The organism is uncultured Sphingomonas sp. (genome assembly GCF_934560975.1).
Classification (GTDB): Bacteria; Pseudomonadota; Alphaproteobacteria; order Sphingomonadales; family Sphingomonadaceae; genus Sphingomonas_I.
Genome location: NZ_CAKTFO010000013.1, coordinates 19,571 through 44,554, shown reverse-complemented (window position 1 = coordinate 44,554; position 24,984 = coordinate 19,571). Strand labels below are relative to the sequence as shown.

Sequence of the window (24,984 nt, the reverse complement as noted above, 5' to 3'; positions counted from 1 at the left end):
AACCATAAGGCTTGAACAACCGGCTGCAACCCGGCGCGATTGACACAGGCCCGCTGTGGTATATCGTATTCTATATACGGGAAAGTGGATGGGTGTGGCACGCCGATCCGGGGTGGTGGCACGTACCGGATGCATGGACCATCGCTGTCCCGGTCTCCGCATCGAAAAGGGACTGATCCATGAGCATTTCCGTCGCACGCACGTTGGCGATCGCGCTGGCCCTGGGCCACGCCCCCGCCTTGCTGGCGCAGGCCGCTCCCCCGGCGCCGGCGCCGGCGCCGTCGACCGCGCCGAACAGCGCCGATGCACGGCTGAAGGCGCTGTATGAGCGCGAATGGGTTTGGCGCCAGCAGGACGGGGTGCGCCGGCGGCGGCGGGGCGGGGATGACGATCACCTTCCCAGCGTGGTGCCGGCGGTCCAGGAGCGCCGCCTGGCCTATTGGACGCAGATCCTGAAGGAACTGGACACCATTCCCGAGTCGCAGCTGTCGCCCGAGGAAAAGGTCAACGCGCAGGTGTTCCGCAGCAGCATCCAGAGCTCGGTCGATGACCTCCGCTTCAAGACCTACGAGGCGCCGTTCAACGCCGACACCTTCTTCTGGGACGGCCTCGCCCCGCAGACCGGCGGGTTCGCTACGGCGGAGGCGTATCGGAGCTATATCGCCCGCCTGCGCGACGTGCCGCGCTATTTCGACGAGCAGATCGCCAACATGCGCGCCGGCCTGAAGCGCGGCTACAGCGTGCCACGGGTGGTCGTTGCCGGGCGCGACAAGACGATCGAGCCCTACATTGCCGCCGACGACAGCAATCCGCTGCGTGGCCCCTTCAAGGCGATGCCCGCCTCCATCCCGGCGGCCGAGCAGGCCAGGCTGCGCGCGGACGGCGAACAGGCGCTCACCCGGGCGGCGATCCCAGCCTACACCAAGCTGCTCGGCTTCATCCGCAGCGAGTATATGAAGCAAGCCCGCACCACGCTCGCTGCCGAGAGCAAGCCGGACGGCAAGGCCTTCTACCAGGCGCAGATCGAGGGCTTCACCACCCTCAGGCTGACCGCCGAACAGATCCACGCGATCGGGCTGAAGGAGGTGGCGCGGATTTCGGCCGAGATGGAGCAGGTGAAGGCGCAAACGGGGTTCAGGGGCGACATGCCCGCCTTCCTCCGCTTCCTGCGGACCGACCCGCAATTCTATCCCAAGACCCCGCGCGAGCTGCTGTCCTTTTCCGCTTATGTGGCCAAGCGCGCGGACGGGGCATTGGCGGATTTGATCGGTTTCCTGCCGCGCCGCCGCTTTGCGGTCCTGCCGGTGCCGGAAAGCCTCGCCCCGATCTATACGGGCGGGCGCGGCGGGCTCGAAAGCTGCCTGATGAACACCTATGACCTGCCGTCGCGACCGCTCTACACGCTGACCGCGCTGACCCTCCACGAATGCAATCCGGGCCATGCCCTGCAGGCGGCGATCGCCGAGGAGGCGGTGCGCCGCCCCGCCTTCCGTCGCGCAACCTTCTTCTCCGGCTATGGCGAAGGCTGGGCGCTCTACATGGAGTGGCTGGGCACCAAGATGGGGATTTACGACACGCCCTACGAGAATTTCGGACGCCTCTCCTACGAAATCTGGCGCGCCAGCCGGCTGGTGATCGATACCGGCATCCACCATTATGGCTGGACGCGCGAACAGGCGCAGCAATATCTGCGCGATCACACGGCGCTCAGCGAGCATGAGATCGAGACGGAGATCGACCGCTACATCGCCTGGCCGGGACAGGCGCTCGCCTACAAATTGGGCGAGATGCTGATCCGCCGCAAGCGCGCGGAGGCGGAGGAGAAGCTCGGCAGCCGCTTCGACCAGCGCAGCTTCCACGATGCCATACTGGCGCTGGGACCGGTCCCGCTCACCACGCTAGAGGAACGACTGGACAAGTTCATCGCTGATGGCGGCAGGAACCCGCCCGGCTTCAACCCCGCGCTGCCGGAATATGAGAAGCATTGACCGCTGAGGCGGCGGCGGATCGTTCTGCCGCCACGTTGCCGCAAGCTCAGCCGGCAGTCGCCGCCGCCACGCTCCGGCCGCGGCTATAGGCGAAGTAGAAGACCAGCCCCAGCAGGTTCCAACCGACGAAGCGGATCAACGTCATGCTCGGCAGGCTGAACATCAGATATAGGCAGCCCAGCACCGTCAACGTGCCGACCAGGTAAGGCGCCGGGCAGCGGAACACGCGCGGCAGGTCCGGCCGGGTCCGACGCAGCACCATCAGGCACGCACCCACCGCGATGAACGCCAGCAACGTGCCGGCATTGGCCAGCTCCGCAATTTCGTCCAGCCGGAAGAAGCCCGCGACGATAGCGACGAAGATGCCGGTGAGCCCGGTCACGAACAGGGGCGTGCCCGTGCGCGGGTTCACCCGGCTCATGATCGCGGGCAGCAGGCCGTCGCGGCTCATCACAAAGAAGACGCGGCTCTGGCCATACATCATCACCAGGATGACCGAAGGCAGCGCAACCAGGGCAGCCAGCGCGATCAGGTGCGAGGCGGCGGGATGGCCCAAAGTGCGCAGCACCAGCGCCAGCGGTTCCGCCGAATTGGCGAGCGTGGTGAAGTGGATCGCGCCGACAGCGGTCAGGCACACCGCCATGTAGATGACCGTGCACAGCGCCATCGAACCCACGATGCCGATCGTCAGGTCGCGTGCCGGCCGCTTCACCTCCTCGGCCGATGTCGCCACGGCATCGAAGCCGTAGAAGGCGAAGAACACGATCGCGGCGGCCGCCATCACCCCCTTGGTCCCGCCGCCCTCGACATGGCTGACAAAGCCGTAGGGCATGAAGGGATGGAGATTGTCGGCGTTGAACGCCGGCAGCGCGAACGCGACGAACAGCGACAGAGCGGCGAGCTTGATGACGACCAGGATGATGTTGATCGTCGCACTTTCACGCGTGCCGGTCATCAGCAGCCCAGCCACGGCCAGCGACACCAACACCGCCGGCAGGTTGACCAGTCCGCCATCGTGCGGACCGGCGATGATGGCGTGCGGCAGCACCACACCCGCTGACTGAAACCAGCCGACCAGATGCCCGGCCCAGCCGACCGCCACGGTCGAACAGGCGAGCGAATATTCGAGGATCAGGCTCCACCCCACGATCCAGGCGAGCGTCTCGCCCAGCACCGAATAGGTATAGGTGTAGGCGCTGCCGGACGTGGGGATCAACGTCGCCAGTTCGGAATAGGCCAGGGCCGCGCAGGCGCAGACGATGCCGGCCACCGCAAAGGCCAGGATCACCGCCGGACCCGCCCGCTCCGCCCCAACCCCGGTCAGCGTGTAGATGCCGGTGCCGACGATCGCCCCCACGCCCAGCGCCACCAGATGCGGCCAGCTGAGCGTCGGCCGCAGCGAATTGTGGGCCTCGCTCCGGGCCGTATCGATACGCTTGATCGGCCCGAAGGCAGTGCGTGGCACGTTATCTGTCCCCTCCTGCTGGTGCAGCACCTGGCGGCTGCGGATGATTCATGATCGTGGCGTCATGTGGGCACGCGCCTGCGTACCGGCGCCCGCATCCATAATGGCGGTGCGGCGCTGGTGGGCGGCGGCGGACGGGCCGCCCCGCATGATGGTCCGACAGGATCCGGCGTGATGGCTCATGCCCGGATCATACGACCGAAAAGCCTTGCCAGAACGGATCGGCGCGATCGATCCAGATCGTGTTGAAGCCGGTGGCGATCGCCGATCCTTCGATCGACGGGATGATGGCGGACGTGTCGCCCAGCATCGTCTCCGCCTCCACCCGGCCGATGAAGTGGCTGCCGATATAGCTTTCGTGGACGAAGCGGTCGCCTACCTTCAGCCGCCCGGTCGCCGCCAAGTGCGCCAGCCGTGCCGAAGTGCCGGTTCCGCACGGACTGCGGTCGATCGCCCGCTCGCCGTAGAAAACGGCGTTGCGGCCGTCCGCACCCTCGCGCGGGCGATCCGTCCACATGATGTGGGACACGCCGCGGATGCGATCGTCCAGCGGGTGAACCGGTTCATACACGTCGCGCACCATGGCCCGGATGGTACGGCTGAGTTCGACGATGCGCGACGCGCCAAGGTCATCCAGTCCCGTATAGGCGCCCTGCGGTTCGACGATGGCGTAGAAATTGCCGCCATAGCTGACGTCCAGCGTGAGCGGTCCGAAGCCGGGCACATCGACCGCGATGCCGCGCTTGGCCAGGAATGACGGCACGTTGCGGATGCGGACGGAGGTGACCTTCTCACCCTCCGTCGCATAGTCGATGTCGATCACGCCGGCGGGAACCTCCACCCTGAGGTGGCCGGGTTCGCGCGGCGAGATCAGCCCATGTTCCAGGCCGAACGTGATCATGCCGATCGTGCCATGTCCGCACATCGGCAGGCAGCCGCTCGTCTCGATGAAGAGGATGCCGATGTCGGCATCCTCCTGCGTCGGTGGGTAGAGGAACCCGCCCGACATCATGTCGTGCCCCCGCGGTTCGAAGCAGAGGCCCGTGCGGATCCAGTCGAACCGCTCCAGAAAGTCCATCCGCCGTTCGCCCATCGATCCGCCCCGCAGCAGCGGCGCGCCGCCTACGACCAGGCGGACAGGGTTTCCGGCAGTGTGACCGTCGATGCAGAAGAAGGTATGGCGCACGGGCGTCTCGCTTGTGGGTTCAGGCGGCGGCCGCCACCTGCTTGCTGGGCATGGTGGCGGCGCACTTTTCCACCCATGCGATCACATCGGCGCGGCGCTGTCCAGACAAAGGCAGACGCGGCATCCGCACCCGTTCGGACCCGCGACCCATGATCTGCTCGGCCAGCTTGATCGACTGCACCAGATCATGCTCGGCATCGAGATGAAGGAGCGGCATGAACCAGCGATAGATAGCCAAAGCCTCCTCAAACTTCCCTTCCTTCAGCGCGGCGACCAAACGCACGGATTCGCCGGGGAAGGCACTGGTCAGGCCGGATACCCAGCCGCTGGCGCCCAGCATCAGGCCTTCCAGCGCGATATCGTCCAGCCCGGCCATCACGGTGTAGCGATCGCCGAAGCGGTTGAAGACGTCGGTGAAGCGGCGCGGATCGGGCGCGCTTTCCTTGACCGCGACGATGTTTGCGACGTCGCTCAACTGCTCCAGAACGTCGAAGCTGACGTTGACGCGGTAGGCCGGCGGATTGTTGTACAGCATGATCGGCAGCGACGTCGCTTCCGCCACGGCACGAAAATGCGCGACCAGTTCCTGGGTCGTCGGCACATAGACCATGGCGGGCAGCAGCATCAGCGCGTCGGCGCCGGCCCTTTCCACATCGCGGGCATAGTCGATCGCGCGGGCGGTGGTGAACTCGGAAACGCCGGCCACCAACGGCACGCGGCCACCGACCGCCTCCACCGCGCCGGCCAGCACCTTGCGCTTCTCGTCCGGCTCAAGCGAGTTGTTCTCGCCGCAGGTGCCAAGGATGATCAGGCCATCCACGCCGTCGTCCACAAGCGCGGTCTGCACCTTCTGCGTGGCATCGTGATCGATGGAAAGATCGGAAGCGAACTGGGTAGTGGCGGCGGGGTAGACGCCCTGCCAGAGGGACGACGCAGACATTCAGAAACCTCCTTTGAACGTCGGATCGTATACGGTATAAGAAACTCATATGCCAACGGAAAACGTCTCCATTCCCCAAAAGCCCGGATCGGCGCTGGTAGTCGGCTGCGGCGTGGTGGGCCAGACCGTCGCACTGCGGCTCCAGCGCGCCGGCATCGCCACCACGGTGATCGACCGGGCCGGCGACAAACCCGCCTCGTGGGGCAATGCCGGACATATCGCGGTGGAGCAGGTCGATCCGCTCGCCTCCTGGACCACCATCCGCTCCATGCCGAAACGATTGTTCGTCCGCGGCGGGGCGCTGGGGCTGCCATGGCGCGACATTGCCGCCTGGCTGCCTTTCGGCCGATTGCTGATCGCGGCCGCGCACCCTCGCCGCTTCGCCGCCGGGCAAAAGGCGCTGTCCGCCATGCTCGCCCGCGCCATGCCGGCATGGCGCGATGTGCTGGACGATGCCCGTGCGCGCGAGCTGCTGCGCGAGGAGGGCCACTTCGTGGTGTGGGAAAGCGAGGCCACGGCGCGCGAAGGGGCGGCCCGGTGGAAATCCGCGCCGACCGGCACCGCTACCGTGCGCGACGCGACCGCCGCTGAACTTGCAGGTCTCCAGGCGCTCGGCACGGCACCGCTGGCCGGTGGGGTGCGCTTCGACGGCAGCGGGCAGATCGCCGACCTCGGTCAATTGGCGCTCCGCCTCCGCACCGCCTTTGTGGGCGCGGGCGGCATGGTCGAGACCGCGACGGTGGATCGGCTGGATCATGGCGCCGCGCAGGTCACCGCCCAGCTGACGGACGGCCGTGCGCTGAGCGCCGACATCGTGGTCGTCGCCGGCGGAGCCACCAGCCACGCTTTGCTCCGCCCGCTCGGCTATTCCGTGCCGCTGATCGCGGAGCGCGGCTACCACATCCAGTCGGCGGAGACGAGCTGGCCCGCCGACATGCCGCCGGTCGTCTATGAGGACCGATCAATGATCGTCACCGGCTTCCACTCCGGCCTGCGCGCGGCAAGCTTCGTGGAGTTCGGACGTCACCAAAGCCCGCCGGACAGGCGCAAATGGGCGCGGTTGCGGAGCCATGTCGCGGCATTGGGCCTGCCCTTCACCCTGCCCGGCAGCGAGTGGATGGGCGCGCGCCCGACCCTGCCCGATTACCTGCCGGCGATCGGCCGCGCCGCGCGCCATCCCCGGCTGCTCTACGCTTTCGGGCACCAGCATCTCGGCCTTACTCTTGCCGCGATCACCGCCGACGCAGTGGCGGCCTTGGTCGAGAGCCGGGAACCGCCGTTCGACCTGGCACCATTCGACCTTTCCCGTTTCGGAGGCACAACATGACCCACGGCATCGGCGGATCGGACGCCGCGACTGAACTGGCGGACATCCGCCCTTGGGCTACTCCGGCCCCCGCCATCACCGCCGGGGAACGTGCCGATCGGATCGCACGCGCCCGCATGTTGATGGCCGAGCATGGCATGGGGGCGCTGCTGATCGGCGCCGGCGCATCGCTCCGCTACTTTGCCGGCGTGCCGTGGGGCGCCAGCGAGCGGCTGGTGGCGATGCTGCTCACCGCCAGCGGCGACCCGATCGTCGTCGCCCCGCGCTTCGAGCTCGGCACGCTGGAGGCCGATCTGGCGGTAACGGCCGACCTGCGCCTGTGGGAAGAAGATGAAAGCCCGTCCGAGCTGGTCGCGGCCGCCCTGCGCGAGCGGGGAATCGGCCGGCTGGCGATCGATCCCGCCATGGCGTTCCTGTTCGTGGAACGGCTGCGTCGGGCGGCACCGGCGCTGGATCTGGTGGAGGCGAGCCTAGTGGTCGACGGCTGCCGCATGTACAAGTCGGCGGCCGAACTCGCCTTGCTGCAGCAGGCCAAGTCGATGACGCTGGAGGTGCAGCGCCGCGCCGCCCGCATCCTGCGTCCCGGTATCCGCACGAGCGAGGTGGCGCGCTTTCTCGACCAGGCGCATCGCGCGATCGGTGCGCCGGGCGGCAACAGCTTCGTGATCGTCCAGTTCGGCCGCGCCACCGCTTTCCCCCACGGCCTGCCCGGCGACGCCGCCTTGCGGGAGGGCGACATGGTGCTGATCGACACCGGCTGCCTGATCCACGGCTATCATTCCGACATCACCCGCACCTACGTCTTCGGTAACGCGGACGTGGAGCAATGCCGCATCTGGGACTTGGAGAAGGAGGCGCAGGCCGCCGCCTTCGCCGCTGCCCAACCGGGCGCTCCGTGCGAGGCTGTCGATCACGCCGCCCGCGCCGTGTTGGGGAAAGCGGGTCTCGGCCCCGATTACCGCCTGCCCGGCCTGCCCCATCGAACCGGCCACGGCATCGGCCTGTCCATCCACGAACCGGCCTATCTGGTGCGCGGGGACCGGACGCCGCTCGCGCCCGGAATGTGTTTCTCCAACGAGCCGATGATCGTCATTCCCGACCGCTTCGGCATCCGGCTGGAGGATCATTTCTACATGACCGAAGACGGGCCCCGATGGTTCACGGAGCCCTCGCCGTCGATCGATCGCCCGTTCGGCTAAGGTCGTCCAGCAAGCAGGGCAGACGCGGCGACAGGAAGCCGCGACTGCCCGCCGGCTTTGTCAGGCCAGCTTTGTCAGGCCAGCGTCATCAAGCTCGCATTGCCCCCGGCGGCGGTGGTGTTGATGGAGGTCGACACCTCCTCGACCAACCAATCGAGCCGGTAATCGGGGCTGCCGACCTGCGTCAGCACGATCGGGCCGGGCAGTTCGGCAATGGCCTGCTGCAGACGGCGGACGCGAGCGCCGTCGCCTTCGATCAGCGCACCGGAAAATGGCCCGGCCTGCGTCCAATCCTCCGCCCATTGCACGCGGTCCGCCACGTCCGGCGGCAGGTCGCCCCGCAACGCCGCATCGCCATGGACCACCAGCTGGTTGCCTGTGGCCAGACCGGCCGCAAGCTGCTTGACCAATCCGTCCCGCGTGTCCGGCAGCAGTAGGATGCGGCCGCGCGGGTGCAGCGCGTAGACGTTGCGCTCCCCCACCGGTCCCGGCAATTCGATCACGGTGCCCAGCAAGGATCGGCCGGCTGCCTCCCTGACCGCATCGCCCAGGGTTCCGTTCAGACCCGGACCCTGCTCCACGGTCCGGCCAGCTCCCAAGTCCGGCAGCGGGGTTCCACCCTCGACCAGCCGGCCGAGGTAAAGCGGCCCGCCTGCCTTGGGTCCGGTGCCGGACAGACCCCGCCCGCCGAACGGCTGCACGCCCACGACCGCGCCGATGACGTTGCGGTTCACGTAGATGTTGCCGACTTCCACGCGCCGCGTGACATGCGCGATCGTCTCGTCAAGGCGTGTGTGGAGGCCGAATGTAAGGCCATAACCGGTGGCGTTGATCTGGTCGATCAGCCGGTCCAGCCCCGCGCGTCTGAAACGGACGACATGCAGCACCGGCCCGAACACTTCGCGCTGAAGGTCGGCGATACTCTCCAGTTCGATAATCGTGGGCGGAACGAAGGTGCCGTGCGCGGCGTCGGAACCGAGTTCGATCTGTGCGACACCGCGCCCCTTCGACCGCATCCATGCCACATGCTTGTCGATATTCGCCTGTGCCTCGGCCGTGATCACGGGGCCGACGTCGGTGCTGAGGCGATCCGTCCGGCCGATCCGCAGCTCCTTGAGGGCACCCTTCAGCATGGCGAGGATATGATCCGCCACATCCTCCTGCAGGCAGAGGATGCGGAGCGCGGAGCAACGCTGCCCGGCACTGTCGAACGCGGAGGCGATCACGTCCGCCACCACCTGTTCCGCCAGCGCCGAGGAATCGACGATCATCGCATTCTGCCCGCCGGTTTCCGCAATGAACGGGATCGGCTTGCCGGCGGGTGAGACGCGCTTGGCCAGTTCGGCCTGGATCAGCCGGGCCACCTCCGTCGATCCGGTGAACATCACGGCGGCGGTTTCCGGCGCCCCTACCAGCGCCGCACCGATCGCCCCGTCGCCCGGCAACAGCTGCAGCACGTCCGTCGGCACGCCTGCCTCGTGCAGCAGGGCGACGCCCTGTGCGGCGATCAGGGGTGTTTCCTCCGCCGGCTTGGCCAGCACCGTATTGCCCGCGACCAAGGCCGCCGCGACCTGGCCCGCGAAGATGGCGAGCGGGAAGTTCCACGGGCTGATGCAGGTCACCACACCCAGCGCCGTCTCCCCCCGGCCCAACGTGGAGCAGGCCTGGTCCGCATAATAACGCAGGAAGTCGATCGCCTCGCGGACCTCGGCAATGGCGTTGGGCAGCGACTTGCCGGCTTCGCGCATCACCAGGCCCAGCAGGTCCGCCATACGCCCCTGCATCAGGTCCGCCGCGCGGTTCAGCATGGCGGCACGCTCCGCCACCGGCACCACCGCCCAGGCCGAAGCGGCGGCGGCGGCTCGGGCCGCGGCAGCCCGCGCCTGGTCGGGCGATACCTCCATCACCGTCCCGACGCGATCGCGATGATCGGCGGGGTTCAGCACCGACCGGGCCGTTCCCTCGCTACCGCCGACCGGCGCCGTCCAGTCGCCATGCGCACCGGCACGCATCGTCTCACTGACCCGCGCCAGCACGTCTTCGTTGCTGAGGTCCAGCCCCTCGGAGTTGCGACGCTTCCCGTACAAGTCCGCCGGCAGGTCGATCTGCGGATGCTTGTCGCCCGGCACCGCGCCCGCCCGCACCGCATCGACCGGATCGGCGATCAGGTCCTCGATCTGCACGGACGGGTCAGCGATCCGATTGACGAAGGACGAATTGGCCCCGTTCTCCAGCAGCCGGCGGACGAGATAAGCGAGCAGCGTCTCATGTGTGCCAACCGGCGCGTAGATGCGGCAGGGCCGGTCCAGCTTGGACGGGCCGACGACCTCCTCGTACAGCGGCTCGCCCATGCCGTGCAGGCACTGAAACTCGTACGTGCCCACCGCGAAGTCCGGCCCCGCCATGGCGTAGATGGTGGCCAGCGTCTGCGCATTGTGGGTCGCGAATTGCGGAAACACCGCGTCGGTCGCCGCCAGCAGCTTTCGCGCACACGCGATATAGGCCACGTCGGTGTGAATCTTGCGCGTATAGACCGGAAAGTCGGGCAACCCGTCGACTTGCGCCCGCTTGATCTCCGCGTCCCAATAGGCGCCCTTGACCAGGCGAACCATGATCTGGCGACCGGAGCGGCGGGCCAGATCGATGATCCAGTCGATCACGAACGGGCATCTCTTGCCATAGGCCTGGACCACGAAGCCCAGCCCGTTCCATCCCGCCAGCTCCCGATCGTGCGCAAGGCTTTCCAGCAGGTCGAGCGACAATTCCAGCCTATCCGCCTCCTCGGCATCGATGTTGAGACCGATCTGATAGGAGCGCGCGAGCGCCGCCAGTGCCTTCACGCGCGGCAGCAGTTCGCCCATGACCCGCTCCGCCTGCGAGCGGGCGTAGCGAGGATGCAGCGCCGACAATTTGATGGAGATGCCCGGCCCCGCATAGATGCCTCGCCCGGCTGATGCCTTGCCGATCGCGTGGATGGCATTCTCGTAATCGGCATAATAACGCGCCGCGTCCTCGGCGGTGGTCGCTGCCTCGCCCAGCATGTCGTAGCTGTAGGCGAAGCCCTTGCCCTCCAGCTTGCGGGCGCGGCGGATCGCCTCCTCGATCGTCTCGCCCGTGACGAACTGCTCACCCATCAGGCGCATCGCCATTGCTACGCCATGCCGGATCACCGGCTCCCCACCGCGCGCGATCAGGCGGGTCAGGGCGGCGCCCAGCCCCGTGTCATCCACGCTGCCGACCAGTTTGCCGGTGACCACCAGGCCCCAGGTCGCCGCATTGACGAACAAGGATCGCCCGCCGCCCAGATGCGCTTTCCAGTCGCCCTCCGCAATCTTGTCGCGGATCAGGGCATCGCGCGTGTCGTCGTCGGGGATGCGCAACAGGGCTTCGGCCAGGCACATCAGCGCCACGCCTTCCTGGCTGGACAGGGCATATTCCTGCACCAGCCCCTCCACACCCTTGCCCTTGTGCTTGGCCCGCAGCGCCTGGATCAACGTGGTGGCGGTGCGCGCGGCGGTGGCGCGGACGTCGTCGGACAGGCTCGCCTGCTCGATCAGGGGCGCCAGCGCCTCCGGCTCCGGGCGGCGATAGGCGGCGGTGATGGCTTGTCGCAGCGATCCTTGTTTACGGATCGGCGGGGCGAAATCGGCAAAAAGCGGCGGAAGGTCGGACGGCTGCGCCATGGTAATACGGGTTCCCGGTTGCTGGGGAATGCTTATCACGGCACATGCCGGCGATCCGACTTTTGATAGGGCGGAATCAGGCCATATCGGCTGGTGATTGCCGCAGGATCGAACAATATGGCGCGAAAGCAGGAACATTCCGGTCCGATCGACCCGTTCGACCGCAAGATCATCGACCTGTTGCGCCAGGATGGCCGCATGTCCGTGACCGAACTGGCGCGACGCGTCGGCCTGTCCAAGACGCCGTGCCAGATGCGGATGAAGCGGCTGATTGACGACGGCGTCATTCACGGCTTTCGCGCGATGGTCGATCCCGGCAAGCTCGGCCTGGACCATATCGCCTTCACCGAGGTGAAATTGTCCGACACGCGCGAGGCGGCGCTGGAGTCGTTCCGCCGCGCCGTTTTGCTGATCCCGGAAGTGGAAGAGTGCCACATGCTCGCCAGCAGCTTCGACTATCTCCTGAAGGTGCGCACTTCGGACATTCGCCGCTATCGCGAAGTGCTGGGCGAGCGGATTTCCAGCCTGCCGCACGTTGCCAGCACCTCCACCTTCGTCGCGATGGAGACGATCCGCGACGCCGCGATGTAGCAGGCGAGGGTCAGACCCGCCGTGTGTCGCCCGCACGTCGGCGGGGATGCCCCGCCGCGACCCCGCCCGAGCGGCGCGCCACCCAGGGGTAGCGGGCGGCCACCTCCTCCGTATAGCCCAGGTTGAACACGGTGGGGCTTTTCCGGGGGCGGCTGATGCGGGTGTACAGGGTTCCGAACAGCCGGTCCCACAGGAAGTTGGTGATGCCGTAATTGCCATCCTCGTCATGGAAGTGATGCTCCATGTGCCGGACCTTCATGGTGGCGAGCCACTTCACGCGCGGCTTGTAGGCAAGATGCTGGATGCAGTGGAAGAATTCGTACAAGCAGGTGCAGAGCAGGCCGGTAGCGAAACCGGCCGCGGCACCCCCCGCTCCGCCGATCAGGTAGCCGGGCAGCGCCGACACCACCAACAGGGTCGGCAGCGTGGTGTAGAGCGCGCCGAACAGCACCTCCAGATGGTTGGGATCGACATGGTGGTCATAGTGGATCCGCTTCCACACGCCCGCCAGCGGCCGCACCTTGAACATCCAGTGGCAGTGCAGCACCCATCGATGCAGCACATACCAGAACAAGGGATAGGCGAACGCCACCAGCACGATGCTGGCGATCGTCGGCAGCGGCGCCGCCGGATGCCGGATGAAGAGCGCGACGGACGCCACGATCAGCACCAGATAGGATGCGATGGCATGATGCTGAAAATAGGCGGCGAACAATCCGCGCAGCGTCATGCGATCAAGATAATGCGAGCGCCGCCAGAAAGAGGTGCCCGCCGCGTCCGTCCGTACCATATGACTTCGCCTCGCATCGCCCGTGTTGCCAGGCGGGTAGCGGACGCGGTGACCCGTGGGTTTGACATCCGTCAAACCGCCGCCGGCTTCACTCTTGTGTTTGCTCCACGGAAGCGGCGGTTTCGCTACGGATGATCATGCCGTTGGCCATGCGGAGGAAGGCCTGCTGCATCTGCTGCCCCAGCGCCGGCTCTACCCGGCACTCCGCCATCGCCCGGCTCATCGCATGAACCCATTGCGCCGCCGTCGTGCGCGACACGTTCATGGCCCCATGCGCCGACATGATGCACGCCCCCGGACGGGATTCGAACCAGGTGCGCGGGCCGCCCAGCCATGCACCCAGAAACTCCGCCAGCGATACCCGCATCGGCAGCAGGTCTTCGCCGTGCATGGCGCGCAATTCGGCATATTCCGGCCGATGCTCCATCAGGTCGTAGAAGCGGTTCACGATCGCCTGCACGCCGGCGCTGCCGCCCGCTTGCTCGTACAGGCTCGGCTCGGACAATTGCGGCACGGCGGGGTCGGTCATGGTGGCGTCTTTCATCACGGCCTCGGTCAATGTTGCATCAGCAGCCTGCTGACGGTGCGGCGGACGAACGGAAGGCGCGCGCCCGCGCGCAGCGTCATGTGCCGCGCCACCCAGGCCGCCGGCCGTTCATCCGTATAGAGGCCGACAATCAGGTTCGTCGCGGTGTAAAGCGGGCGGGTCGCCAGGCGATGTGCCGCTTCGTAGCGACGGAGCAGCGACGCAGAGGCAATATCCCCTCCCCGTTCCACGGCGTCGCGGATCAGCCTGGCCAGTGTCGCCTGCCCCAGCAACCCCAGGTTGAAACCATGCGCGGTCACCGGATGCATGCCGACCGCCGCATCGCCGATCAGGGCGGCCCGCGTCGCCGCGAAGTGGCACGCATAGGTCGTGGTCAAGGGGTAGACGTGCGCCCGATCCAGCACCCGCATCTCACCCAATCGACGGGCGCAGCGACGGGTGATCGCACGCCCCAGCGCCCCAGCCTCCATCGCGGCGAGCGCCTCCATTTCGGCGGAGGGCAAAGTCAGCACGAAGGAGGAGCACCGCTCCCGCAGCGGCAGCAGCGCGATCGTCTGCCCATGGTCGAACCACTCGGTGGCGATGCCGTGATGGTCGCCGTCATGCGCCACCCGCACGACCATCATCGATCGCCCGAGCCGGTTCATCTCCGCCCTGATGCCAAGCTGATCGCGGACGTGCGACATGCGCGTATCCGCCGCCACCAGCAGCCGGCCGGTGACCGGCCGCCCATCGTCCAGGGTCAGGCGCGCGTAGTGCCGATCGGTACGCAGCGATGCCACGCTGCTGCCGGCCAGAATGGTCAGGCCCTTCTGCCCCTCTACCGCGCTGAACAGGCTGTGCCGGATGCGGTGATTGGGCACCAGCTTGCCCAAGCCCTCCTTGTCACTACCCCCGGCATCGAACGAGAGCGCGAATGGGGATCCGCCATTCAGCACGCGCGCTTCCCGCAATGCCGCCATGTCCGCCGCATTCAGGTGCCGCCATGCCGCCAATTCCTTGAGGATGCCGATCGAACGCTGTGTCAGCGCGATCTCCCGCCCATCGTCGGCGGGTGCCGCGAGTGCGGTCAACGGCTGCCGTTCGACCACGGCCAGGCGCAGCCCGCAGCCGTCCAGCGAACGGGCAAAGGCAAGGCCTGCCGGCCCTCCACCCACGATGATGACGTCGAAATCCACCGGCACCTCCGCGCGCATCATCGCGGCGTCGGCGCGATCACGCCTTGCGCCGGATCAATCGCCGTCACTTTCCAGCGCCAGCAAGGCGAATGTCGCCAGCCAGTGGCTGCCCATGTAATTGTCGTCGAGATGGCCGAGGCTGGCGTCGAGGTGGCGATCGGCCGCCTCGCGTGCCTGCGGGATCAGCGGATGGCTTGCAGGCAGCGCCGCAGCGATGGACCGCCAGCACCACGCCCGCGACAGGTTGAGGCCGTCGAGATGCGCGATCTTGCCATCGGTGCGATCCGATACGATCGCGGGCGTGAACAGGGTGGCGGGCTCACGCCCCGCGCATCGCGGCAGGAACGCGTCGAACCACTCTAAGAATCGGTCCGGGGCGAGGACGCGGCTCATCAACAGGGCCTCACTCAGCGTGGAGGAAAGAAACTCGTCCCCACCCGGCTCCCACGCCTGGCAGTCGCGATCCCGACCGAACCAGTCCTGTGCCCTTTGCTCGATCAACGCCGCCAGCGCAGGGTCATGGCGTTTCGCCCAGCCATGCGCCAGCGTCAGCGCAAAGGCGGTGTTGAAGTGCGTACCGACCCGTATCGGATAGGTCAGCTTCGGCAGATAATCGGTGAAGCGGCGGGCGAAGGCGCGCGCCAACGGCCCCAGCGTCTCACCCCAGCCCTCGCCGTGTCGGCCAAGCTCGTCGTGCAGCGCCAGCAGCCATGCCCAGCCATAGGGACGCTCGAACCCGCCGCTCAGCGGCCGTTGCAGATAGGCCAGCTCCCCGGCCACCTTGTCCGGCACCAACATGCGGTCGGCCCGGCGCGCCACCTCCGCCGCTTCCGGCAGATCGGGGAACAGCCGCCGCAGCCGCATCACCTGCCACCAGCCGTGAACGCAGCTATGCCAATCGAAACTGCCGTGAAAGATCGGGTGCAGATCGATCGGCGCGGCCACATCCTCCGGCCCGGCCATGATATGGTCCAGTTTGTAAGGCCATTGCCGCTCCAGATGGCTCAGCGTCAGGCGGGCGAAGCTGCCGGCCATGTCCGGCGTCAATCGGCTCATCGGAACCCCAGGAAATAGATGAGGAGGATGTTGATCCCCAGCAGCGGCACGGCGGTGCCGATCTGCTGCCGGATCACGGCGTTGCGGTCGCGCAGCTCCAGCAAAGCGGCGGGCACGAGGTTGAAATTGGCCGCCATCGGCGTCAGCAGCGTCCCGCAAAAGCCCGCCAGCATCCCGATTGCGGCGATCGTGGCGGGATTGCCGCCATAATGTCGCACCAGCAGCGGGATGCCGATCGCGGATGCCATGACCGGAAAGGCCGCAAAGGCATTGCCCATCACCATGGTGAAGAAGGCCATGCCCAGCGCATAGGCAATCACCGCACCGAACAGGCTTCCCTCCGGTATCGCATGGGTGATCAGGCCGCCCACCACGTCTCCCACGCCCGCCAGCGCGAACACGGCGCCCAGCGCGGCCAGCATCTGCGGCAGCGCCGCCGCCCAGCCCACGCCGTCCATCAGCCGGCGGCCTTGCTCGAAAGGGGTGGATATGTGCGCACGCAGCCAGACGCATCCGATCGCCAGCGCCACCAGTACGCCCAGCGCCAACGCCACCAAGGTCGCCTGCCTGGGATCGACCAGAGCGGGCACTTGCTTGAACAGCAAGGTGCCGCCGAGCGCGGTCGCGGGAATGACCAGCGCCAGCAGGAACAGCCTGTCGCCATGAAGCGCCGCACCCCGACGGCGGTTCTCCAGCGGTGCGCTCTCCGCCGACCCGCGCCTCATCGCGCCCGTCCCCGCAATCGCCACCAAAGCGAGCACCAGCACGCCATTGCCGATGTCGCCCAATCGGTCGCCCGCGAAGAAGCTCAGCGCGATCAGCCCGTAAAAGGCGGTCGTGCCCCACCTTTTGCCATGCCCTCGATCGCGCAGGCTCCCCCACGCAAAGGCCAGGAACACCAGCCCCGCAACGGCATAGATGGCCCCGACCCCGATCATCGCCCTGCCCGCAGCCGGCGATCGAGCAGCAGCAGCCGCCCGCCGTGGATCAGGAATGCGGCGATCGCGGTCGGAATCGCCCACACCGACAGATGCAGCGGTTCGATCGAAATGCCGTAACCGTCCAGCACGCCCTTCATCAGCAGGATCGATCCGATGGCGATAAAGATGTCCTCACCGAAGAACACGCCGACATTGTCGGTCGCCGCCGCCATGGCGGACACACGCTGGTCGGTGGGATCGCGACCGGGTGCCTGCGCGTCCGCCGCCGCCTCCGCCATCGGGGCCACTAGCGGGCGGACGGTTTGGGGATGCCCCGCTACCGAGTGGAGGCCCAATGCGGCGCTCAATTGGCGAAACAGCAGGTAGCCGATCAGCAACCGCCCGGCGGTTGCCCCGCGCAGCCGCCCGATCAGGTCGCGCGCGCGTTCCTGCAAGCCGTGGCGTTCCAGCAATCCGATCACCGGCAGGACGATGTAGATGGCGGTAACGTAGCGGCTGTCGTTGAACGCCTTGCCGAACGCGGCCAGGATCGCCAGGGGATGGAGCCCGGCCGCTACGCCCGTCACCGCCGCCGACACCGCCACCACCAGCAAAGGATTGAAGCGGAGCAGGAACCCCGCGACGATCACGACGATGCCGGACAGGACCAGCATCAGCGCGCCGCCCCATACCCGCCGCCGCCTGGCGTTTCGATCACGAACAGGTCGCCCGGCTCCATCTCGACAGCCGCGGTGGCGGGCAGATCCTCGATCGTGCCGTCCGTGCGCTCGATCCGGTTCACTCCGGCGGCACCGCTCCCGCCGCCCTGCAATCCGGCAGGCGGCACGCGGCGGCGATTGGACAGGATGCCGGCGCGCATCGCCTCGCGGAAGCGGACGCGCCGGACCGCACCCGCGCCGCCGTGGCGCAGCCCCGATCCGCCCGAGCCTTCGCGGATGGAAAATTCCTCCAGCAAGACGGGAAAGCGCGCCTCCAGCACTTCCGGATCGGTCAGGCGGCTGTTGGTCATGTGCGTCTGCACCGCACCCGTCCCATTGAAGTCCGGCCCCGCCCCGGATCCGCCGGCGATCGTCTCATAATATTGGACGCGTTCGTTGCCGAAGGTAAAGTTGTTCATGGTGCCCTGCGATCCGGCCATGGCGCCCAGCGCGCCGAGCAGCGCATCGGTCACGGCCTGGCTCGTCTCCACATTGCCCGCCACTACCGCCGCCGGAGGACGCGGGTTGAGCATCGTGCCCAGCGGCACCGTGATCCGCGCCGCGCGGAGGAAGCCCTCGTTCAGCGGCACCGGCTCGTCCACCAGGATGCGCATCACATAGAGGATGGCCGCGCGCACGATGGACAAGGGTGCGTTGAAATTGTCGGCCCGCTGCTCGCTGGTGCCCGTAAAGTCGAAGTCGATCGATCCGGCGTCGCCATGTACCGTCACCGCTACCTGGATCACCGCGCCGCTGTCCATCTCCACCGTGTATCGGCCGCTCGACAGACGGGGCAGCAGGCGCGCCACCGCGCCGGCGGCATAATCCTGCACATGCGCCATGTAGGCCGCCACCACGTCCAGCCCATATTCGCCGGCGGCGGCGATCAGCCCGTCCGCGCCGCGCGCGCAGGCGGCGATCTGCGCGGTCAGGTCGGCGACATTCTGGTCGATGTTGCGGGCGGGGTAAGAGCCCGCTGCCAGCAGCGCGCGCAACTCCGCCTCGCGCAGGCGACCGTCCTCGACCAGCAGGATATTGTCGAGGACGATGCCTTCCTCGTCGATGCTGCGGCTGCCCGGCGGCATGGAGCCGGGGCTGATCCCGCCGATATCGGCATGGTGGCCGCGCGCCGCGACGAAGAAGTCCGCCGCCGCGCTTGCCGGCGAAGCAAAGACCGGCTGAATCACCGTGATATCAGGCAGATGCGTGCCGCCGTTGTAAGGCGCATTCAACGCATAGACGTCACCCCGCCTGATCCCGCGCCCGTCCTCCGTCCGCCGATCCAGGATGGTGCGGATGCTCTCCCCCATCGATCCCAGGTGGACGGGGATGTGCGGCGCATTGGCGATCAGGTTGCCGGAGCGGTCGAACAAGGCGCAGGAGAAATCCAGCCGCTCGCGGATGTTGATCGACGATGCGCTGTGCCGCAACGCCGCCCCCATCTCCTCCGCAACCGCCATGAACAGCCCGGCGAATATCTCCAGCCGGACGGGATCATAATCCGTCCCGATCGACGCGCCCGCCCGCGCGGCGCTGCGCGACAGGATGATGCTGCCATCCGGATATATCTCGGCCGACCAGTCCGGCTCCACGATGATGGTCGACACGGGATCGGTGATCAGGACCGGCCCGTTCAGCACCGTTCCCGGCGCGAGCGCAGTTCGCGCATGGACCGGCACGTCATGCCGCGCGCCGGCCAGATAGATCGGCTTGCATCCCAGCGTGCCGGGCTGCTCCATGGTGGCGGAAAACGCCGTCACCGCCGGCTCCGTCCGCACGATCGCTTCGGCGCGCAGCATGTCCAGCACCAGCGGCCCGGCCTCCGCATAGCCGAACCGCTGGCGGAACGCGGCCGCGAATGCCGTACGCATCGCCTCGATCGGGCCGAGCGGGACTTCGAAGCTGCCTTCGGAACCATGCGGCCGGATGTGGACATGGACGCGCGTCTGGATCGTGTCTCGCGCCACGCTTTGCTCCGCCAGCGCCGAGGCGGCCTCAGCATCCAGCCGGTCGGCAGCGGCCTCCACCTCCGCCATGGCGGCACCATCCAGCGGAAGGGCCAGCGTACGCTCGCGCACCTCGCTGCGGTTGGCGAGGCCCATGCCATAGGCCGACAGCACACCCGCGAGCGGATGGATCATCACCCGCTCGATCCCCAGCGCATCCGCCACCAGGCAGGCATGTTGCCCGCCCGCACCACCGAAGCAGGCCAATGTGAAGCGGGTTGCGTCATGCCCGCGCGCGACCGAAATCGCCTTGATCGCATTGGCCATGCTGGCGACGGCAATCGCGACGAAGCCCTCCGCCAGCTGCTGGGCCGTGACCTGCCGCCCGGTGGCCGCCACAACCTCCGCCCGCACCGCCTCCAGCCGCGCGAACGCCGCGTCCCGGTCGGGCGGCGCGTCGCCATCCGGTCCGAACAAAGCGGGGAAATATTCGGGCTGGAGCTTACCGAGCACCAGGTTGCAATCGGTCACCGTCAGCGGCCCGCCGCGCCGGTAGCAGGCCGGTCCCGGCACCGCGCCGGCCGATGCCGGGCCGACCGTCAGCCGCCCGCCGTCGAAGCCGCAGATCGATCCCCCGCCGGCCGCGACCGTGTGGATGCGCAGCATCGGCGCGCGAATGCGGACGCCCGCCACGACCGCCTCATTGTCCCGCTCATACCGGCCGGCGAACAGCGACACGTCGGTGGAGGTGCCGCCCATGTCGAACCCGATCACATGATCGAAGCCGGCCTGCGCGGCCGTCTCCGCCATGCCGACGATGCCGCCGGCGGGGCCGGACAGGATCGCGTCCTTGCCCCGGAATGCCCGCCCCAGCGTCAATCCGCCGTTGGACTGCATGAACAGGGCATCGCACCCGCCCAGCGCCGCCTCCAGCCGATCCACATAAGCGCGCAGCACCGGCGAGAGATAGGCGTCCACCACGCTGGTATCGCCGCGACCGATCAGCTTGATCAGGCCATTCACCTGATGGCTGACCGAAATCTGGGCAAAGCCCACCTCAGCCGCTATTTCCGCGAGTTGCCGCTCATGCGCCGGGTGGCGATAGCCGTGCATCAGGACGATGGCGATCGCGCGCAGCCCGCGTTGATATGCCGCCGTCAGCGCGTCGCGGGCCGCCGCTTCATCCAGGGGGCACAGCACCTCGCCCTCATGCGTCACCCGTTCGTCGATCTCGACCACGTCGGAGTGGAGCGGTGGCGCCCGCTCGATCCGGCGGGCGAAGATGTCGGGCCGATCCTGCGTGCCGATGACCAGCGCATCGGCAAAGCCGCGCGTGATGGCGAGCAGCACCGGCTCGCCCTTGCGTTCCAGCAGCGCATTGGTCGCGATGGTCGTGCCGATCCGCAACTCGGCCGGGGGCAAGGCGCCTTCCGGACAGCCGGTCAGCGCGCGAACGGCGGCAATCGCCGCATCCTCATATTGCTCGGGGTTTTCGGAAAGGAACTTCGCGGTTTCGATGGCCCCGTCGGGGCGGCGCGCCACCACGTCCGTGAAGGTTCCACCCCGATCGATCCAGAATTGCCAGCTGTCAGTCACTGGCCCATCTTCCCGCCCGCGCGCTTCCGGTCAACCGCTTCCGGGATGATCCATGTCGATCGGGCGGTCAGAGGTGCGGGCGGGTCAGTGCGTCAGCCGCACTGGTCGGGCAAGGCGATCGGCGCGCCGGACTTCACCGCCCACGCCCCGCGCGCCACGCTATAGGCGCGACCCGATTGCAACGATCCCAGCGTCTTGCAGCCGATGGACGCGGCGAACGCCTCGATCGGTACGTTCTTGGACTGGGCGATGCGGGTATAGCCTTCGCGCCGCTTGATGTTGATCGCGTCGACCTTCGCCTTCAGCGTGGACGATGGCGCGCGGACGAAGCCGAGATAGCCGTCGGCCTGCTCGCCCACGGCGCCGGCGGTCATCGCCCCCTCCACCTCGCCATCCATCTGCGCATAAGCGGGGGCGGACGCCAGCAGCGCCAGACCGGCGGCGGCGGACAGGAAGATGCGGAGGAGGTTGCTCATTTGGGAAACAGATCCGGATTGTTGGTGATGAAGTCCTCGGCATCCTTCTTCAGGCTGACGACGACCTCCTGCTTGACGTTGATGTTGAGGTTGATCTCGATCGGCTTGTCCGGCGCCCGCACGGTCACGCACGCGCCCAGGCACAAAGGTAGCAGCATCGGCGAAAGCGTCAGTCGGATCATGGTCCATCGGCTCGCATCCCAACGGGTCATCGTCAACCAATGTCTCCTTATCGCACTGGCCGGCTGTCGTCAGCCTGAACCGCCGGCGGTTGCCCGGATTGCAGCAGCAGCGCCGGGTTGATGTAGCTGCGCGCCGACCCGATCAGCCCGCGAAACGGCGCGCGCACCTGGATGTTGAAGCGGAACGGCAGGTTGCGGATCAGGCGTGCCATCAGCGACTGGTCGCCGGTGGGCTCGCGTACGCCTTCGAACCGCACCCGGCTGACGATCTCGCCGTCCAGCCGCCCGTCCAGCGCGATATCCAGCGTGGAGTAACGGATCGCCTTCAGCGCATCGAAGGCGAGCTTGCCGGTCATGCCGATGTCGGCGTTCGACAACTCGCCCACATAGGCCAGCGTGCCGCCGCCGCGCGACCGCAGCCAGCCCTGCTCGATCCGCCCGCCCTGCGCATCGAAGATCATCGGCAGGACGCCGCCGAACGTACCGGTGGCGGCGATATTTGGGAAATCCAGCTGCTGGACGAAGGCGGCGGCATCCAGCTGGTCGATCCGGAATGTCAGCCGCCGCTCCGCCTCCTGTCCGAATTCCAGCCGGGTCGGGTCCAGCGACAGGGTGCCGGCCGCGAACGGCCATGCGGCATCCTCCACCCCGACCTTGGCGTTGCCGAGCAGCTGGTAATGCGCGACGCCGTTGGTGACGGGCACGCCGGGATTGATCTCGGCGATGCGGGCTTCCTGGTGCGGGGCGGAGGCAAGGCCGAGCAGGTCGGTGAAGCGGATGCGGGTGGAAAGCCCCGTAACCGGCCCGAACGCCGCCGCCAGGTCGATGCGCTCCGTCCCGAACTCCCCGCTGCTGGTCACGCCGGCCGGCGACCAGTCGATCCTGCCCTGTCCCGTCACCGTGCCGCTGACGTTCGCCACGACGCCCAAGGTCAACGGCGTCAGCATCTCCGGCTGGAGCCCGCCGCGCACGAAGGTGATGCCGGGCACGTCGATCCGCGCCCCGCCGGTGCCGTTCGTGAGATCGTGGGTCAGCGTGACGGTGGCGACCGCCTGCGCGCTGCGCGGCTCGTCCAGGCGCGCCGTCCCGTGAATGCGCCCGTTCCGCAGCGTGAGCGCGACATTGCCGGAGGTGAGCGGACGGAAGCGGGGTGCGGTGGCCCGATCGGAGAGGCCGACCTGGCCGTCTAGCCGCAACGCACCGTCGGCCACCTGCCACGTTCCTTTCGCGCCGGACAGCAGCAGCGGCACGTTGCGGATTGATCCCGCCAAGTCCACAAAGTTCCCGCCGATCCCGCCCGCGTCGAAGCGGCCGGCGAGCCGTCCGATCGTCAGCCGGGTTGGGTCCGCATCCTCGCCCAGCCGCACCGCCAGCCCCTCGCCCGCCAGCCGCTTCGTGCCGGTCAGCCGGAACTTTGCGGCCTGCACGGTCAGCGGCGTGGTGCCGGTCCGCCCATGCAGGGCAAGCCCGTCGATCGCGGCGGCGACACGGATCGTGCCATCCCTGCCCCGTGTTACCAAAGGCGCGCCGCACAGCGACAATCGCGCGGGATCGAGTTCCACCCCGGACAAGGCGACGCGGCGGAAGGCAATGCGACTGCATCCCTGCCCCACATGGAAGCCGCCGGATCGGTCGAGCGCGCCCACGATCGGCAACGTCAATCCCTCGATCCGCCCGGAGGCGAGCGGTCCGTCGATCGTGGCAGCGGTCGCAAACCGGATTGCCGCCCCCTGCGCTACGACCCGCACCGGCTCAAGCGCCAGACGCGCGCCACCGGCGGCATAAGGGCTCATGCCGATCGTCGCGGTGATCGGCGCGCGATCCGCAGCCTGGGTAGCCACAAGCCGGATGGCGGGCACGGTCCCACCGCCCACGGAGCCCTCGATCCGCCAGCCCCGGTCGGACAGCATCGACGCTTGCCCGTCCACGTCGACCATGTCGCCGCGCCGCGATCGCATCCGTGCGTGATCGAGATGGAGGCGCTGCGTATCGCCGTCGTTGCTGAGGCTGAACCGCGCCGCCGCATCGGACGACGCCAGGATGGACGACAGGCCCCCGCCGACCCGCGCGGCGATCGGCTCCAGCGGCGTGCCCGCGGTGCCCTGCCCCGCATCCGCAACAGCCGCCACCACATCGTGGCGAAAGGCAAGGGCACGCAGCCGGAGATCGCCGGCAAGCGCCTGGGCACCGTCGCGCAGGCGGAAGGAGGCGTTCAGCCGCGCATTCGCTGTGCGGGCCACCGGTGTCGCAATTCCCGCCGCCGTCAGCATGGCCGCGCCGCGCAGGTCGCGCGCCGTGCCCTGGACGGACAGATCGCCCCCTAGTTCCTGCACATGGACGCGCCCGGTTCCGCCCGATACGCTCGCCACAGTCAGACGCCCCTGTCCTTCATCAAGGGTCGGCGACAGCGTCACCTCCGCCCGAAGCTGCGCCAGCCCGATCCGCAGGTCGCGCGCGGGACAGGACAGGCCGGCCACCGCAATCGGCCCGTGCAAGGTCGGCGCGCCGGCCGCCGTCCGCACCGCCCATCGCGCGGCCAGATGCGGAACGCCGCACCCCGCCGCTTCCAGCTTATGCCCCTCCACCGACACCCGCCCGCGAAAGCTACGAGCAAGGTTGCCCGACCCCGCCAGCGCGGCGATGATCCTGCCATAAGGCGTGTCGATGGTCATGGACGCGTCGCGCGCCGCCAGGTCGAAGTCAGGCATGACCGGCCCGCGGGTGGAAGATCGCGGCAGCAGCCGGTCGACCGCGCCGAGCGACAGCCGTCCGTCCCTCCATGTTGCCGACATGCGGACGCCATCCACCGCAATGGCAGCCAGTTTCGGCCTGCGCCAGCCATAGGACCAGCGCAGCTCCACCACCCTGGCGACCAGGTCAGGCCGACGGGAATCGCCCAGGCGAACGCCCTCGATCCGCTGCGTCCACGGACCCAGCCCGGTGATGCGATAGCGGGCCGACACACCCGCTTGGGCAAGGTAGCGATCGACAAGGCCGGTCGCCAGCCGCCGCCGCTCGATCCAGCCGGCAAACAGGCCAATCAGGATCAGGGCCGCCACGCCGCCCATCACCCGCATCGCCCTTCGCCTGGCGCTCCGCTCGACCGTCACTGTCTCCAAAGGGGCGCCTGCCTCGCTGCACATCCGTAATCCAGACCCGCATAAGGCAAACGCCCCCGATAAAGCGAGGTGCGAC

General features: G+C 67.9%; 18 protein-coding genes. 4 read left to right on the top strand and 14 right to left on the bottom strand.

Annotation, left to right across the window (positions count from 1 at the left end; all coding sequences use genetic code 11):
- Positions 1–179 precede the first annotated feature (179 nt).
- On the top strand, positions 180–1,988 hold the full coding sequence (locus Q0D93_RS09665) for a DUF885 family protein (protein WP_294393326.1): 1,809 nt from the start codon (positions 180–182) through the stop codon (positions 1,986–1,988).
- Positions 1,989–2,034: 46 nt separating this feature from the next.
- On the opposite strand, the gene Q0D93_RS09660 is transcribed toward Q0D93_RS09665, so the two are convergent.
- From Q0D93_RS09660 to Q0D93_RS09650, 3 genes are all read right to left on the bottom strand, one after another.
- Complete coding sequence (locus Q0D93_RS09660) at positions 2,035–3,429, bottom strand: amino acid permease (RefSeq protein ID WP_294393386.1); 1,395 nt, start codon at positions 3,427–3,429, stop codon at positions 2,035–2,037.
- Positions 3,430–3,643: 214 nt separating this feature from the next.
- Positions 3,644–4,639, bottom strand: coding sequence for a 4-hydroxyproline epimerase (locus Q0D93_RS09655; RefSeq protein WP_294393324.1), 996 nt, complete (start codon positions 4,637–4,639; stop codon positions 3,644–3,646).
- 19 nt (positions 4,640–4,658) lie between these two features.
- Complete coding sequence (locus Q0D93_RS09650; protein WP_294393322.1) at positions 4,659–5,579, bottom strand: dihydrodipicolinate synthase family protein; 921 nt, start codon at positions 5,577–5,579, stop codon at positions 4,659–4,661.
- A gap of 49 nt (positions 5,580–5,628) precedes the next feature.
- Here Q0D93_RS09650 and Q0D93_RS09645 point away from each other — a divergent pair, with 49 nt between their 5' ends.
- Together Q0D93_RS09645 and Q0D93_RS09640 are read left to right on the top strand one after the other, a co-directional pair.
- Positions 5,629–6,906 carry an FAD-binding oxidoreductase gene (locus Q0D93_RS09645; RefSeq protein ID WP_294393319.1) on the top strand — a complete coding sequence of 426 codons (1,278 nt, stop codon included), beginning with the start codon at positions 5,629–5,631 and terminating at the stop codon, positions 6,904–6,906.
- Positions 6,903–8,105: a Xaa-Pro peptidase family protein gene (locus Q0D93_RS09640; RefSeq protein ID WP_294393318.1), complete on the top strand. Its 1,203-nt coding sequence runs from the start codon at positions 6,903–6,905 to the stop codon at positions 8,103–8,105. Before Q0D93_RS09645 ends, Q0D93_RS09640 begins: the two co-directional genes overlap by 4 nt.
- 74 nt (positions 8,106–8,179) lie before the next feature.
- Here the strand turns inward: Q0D93_RS09640 and putA are convergent, their stop codons facing one another.
- Positions 8,180–11,788 carry a bifunctional proline dehydrogenase/L-glutamate gamma-semialdehyde dehydrogenase PutA gene (gene putA / locus Q0D93_RS09635; protein ID WP_294393316.1) on the bottom strand — a complete coding sequence of 1,203 codons (3,609 nt, stop codon included), beginning with the start codon at positions 11,786–11,788 and terminating at the stop codon, positions 8,180–8,182.
- Positions 11,789–11,905: 117 nt separating this feature from the next.
- On the opposite strand from putA, the gene Q0D93_RS09630 reads away from it, so the two are divergent.
- Entirely contained in the window at positions 11,906–12,379 is a 474-nt protein-coding gene (locus Q0D93_RS09630) for an Lrp/AsnC family transcriptional regulator (protein ID WP_294393315.1), read from the top strand.
- A 10-nt stretch (positions 12,380–12,389) separates the two neighbouring features.
- On the opposite strand, the gene Q0D93_RS09625 is transcribed toward Q0D93_RS09630, so the two are convergent.
- The 10 genes from Q0D93_RS09625 to Q0D93_RS09580 all read right to left on the bottom strand — a co-directional run bounded on the left by Q0D93_RS09625 (position 12,390) and on the right by Q0D93_RS09580 (position 24,899).
- A complete protein-coding gene (locus Q0D93_RS09625; RefSeq protein ID WP_294393312.1) occupies positions 12,390–13,169 on the bottom strand; it encodes a sterol desaturase family protein in 780 nt (259 codons plus the stop codon).
- Positions 13,170–13,257: 88 nt separating this feature from the next.
- Positions 13,258–13,698, bottom strand: coding sequence for a group II truncated hemoglobin (locus Q0D93_RS09620; protein ID WP_294393310.1), 441 nt, complete (start codon positions 13,696–13,698; stop codon positions 13,258–13,260).
- Between the two features lie 26 nt (positions 13,699–13,724).
- Positions 13,725–14,915, bottom strand: coding sequence for a 5-demethoxyubiquinol-8 5-hydroxylase UbiM (gene ubiM / locus Q0D93_RS09615; RefSeq protein ID WP_294393308.1), 1,191 nt, complete (start codon positions 14,913–14,915; stop codon positions 13,725–13,727).
- A gap of 33 nt (positions 14,916–14,948) precedes the next feature.
- Positions 14,949–15,950, bottom strand: a complete 1,002-nt coding sequence (locus tag Q0D93_RS09610; RefSeq protein ID WP_294393307.1) for a DUF2891 domain-containing protein — start codon at positions 15,948–15,950, stop codon at positions 14,949–14,951.
- Positions 15,947–16,888: a DUF979 domain-containing protein gene (locus tag Q0D93_RS09605; RefSeq protein ID WP_294393305.1), complete on the bottom strand. Its 942-nt coding sequence runs from the start codon at positions 16,886–16,888 to the stop codon at positions 15,947–15,949. The genes Q0D93_RS09610 and Q0D93_RS09605 overlap by 4 nt, the downstream gene beginning before the upstream one ends.
- Complete coding sequence (locus tag Q0D93_RS09600) at positions 16,885–17,544, bottom strand: DUF969 domain-containing protein (protein WP_294393304.1); 660 nt, start codon at positions 17,542–17,544, stop codon at positions 16,885–16,887. The genes Q0D93_RS09605 and Q0D93_RS09600 overlap by 4 nt, the downstream gene beginning before the upstream one ends.
- Positions 17,544–21,131: a hydantoinase B/oxoprolinase family protein gene (locus tag Q0D93_RS09595; protein WP_294393303.1), complete on the bottom strand. Its 3,588-nt coding sequence runs from the start codon at positions 21,129–21,131 to the stop codon at positions 17,544–17,546. Before Q0D93_RS09595 ends, Q0D93_RS09600 begins: the two co-directional genes overlap by 1 nt.
- Positions 21,132–21,223: 92 nt before the next feature.
- Entirely contained in the window at positions 21,224–21,607 is a 384-nt protein-coding gene (locus tag Q0D93_RS09590; RefSeq protein ID WP_294393301.1) for a YdbL family protein, read from the bottom strand.
- Complete coding sequence (locus tag Q0D93_RS09585) at positions 21,604–21,789, bottom strand: YnbE family lipoprotein (RefSeq protein WP_294393384.1); 186 nt, start codon at positions 21,787–21,789, stop codon at positions 21,604–21,606. The genes Q0D93_RS09590 and Q0D93_RS09585 overlap by 4 nt, the downstream gene beginning before the upstream one ends.
- A gap of 47 nt (positions 21,790–21,836) precedes the next feature.
- Positions 21,837–24,899: a YdbH domain-containing protein gene (locus Q0D93_RS09580; RefSeq protein WP_294393383.1), complete on the bottom strand. Its 3,063-nt coding sequence runs from the start codon at positions 24,897–24,899 to the stop codon at positions 21,837–21,839.
- Positions 24,900–24,984: the final 85 nt, after the last annotated feature.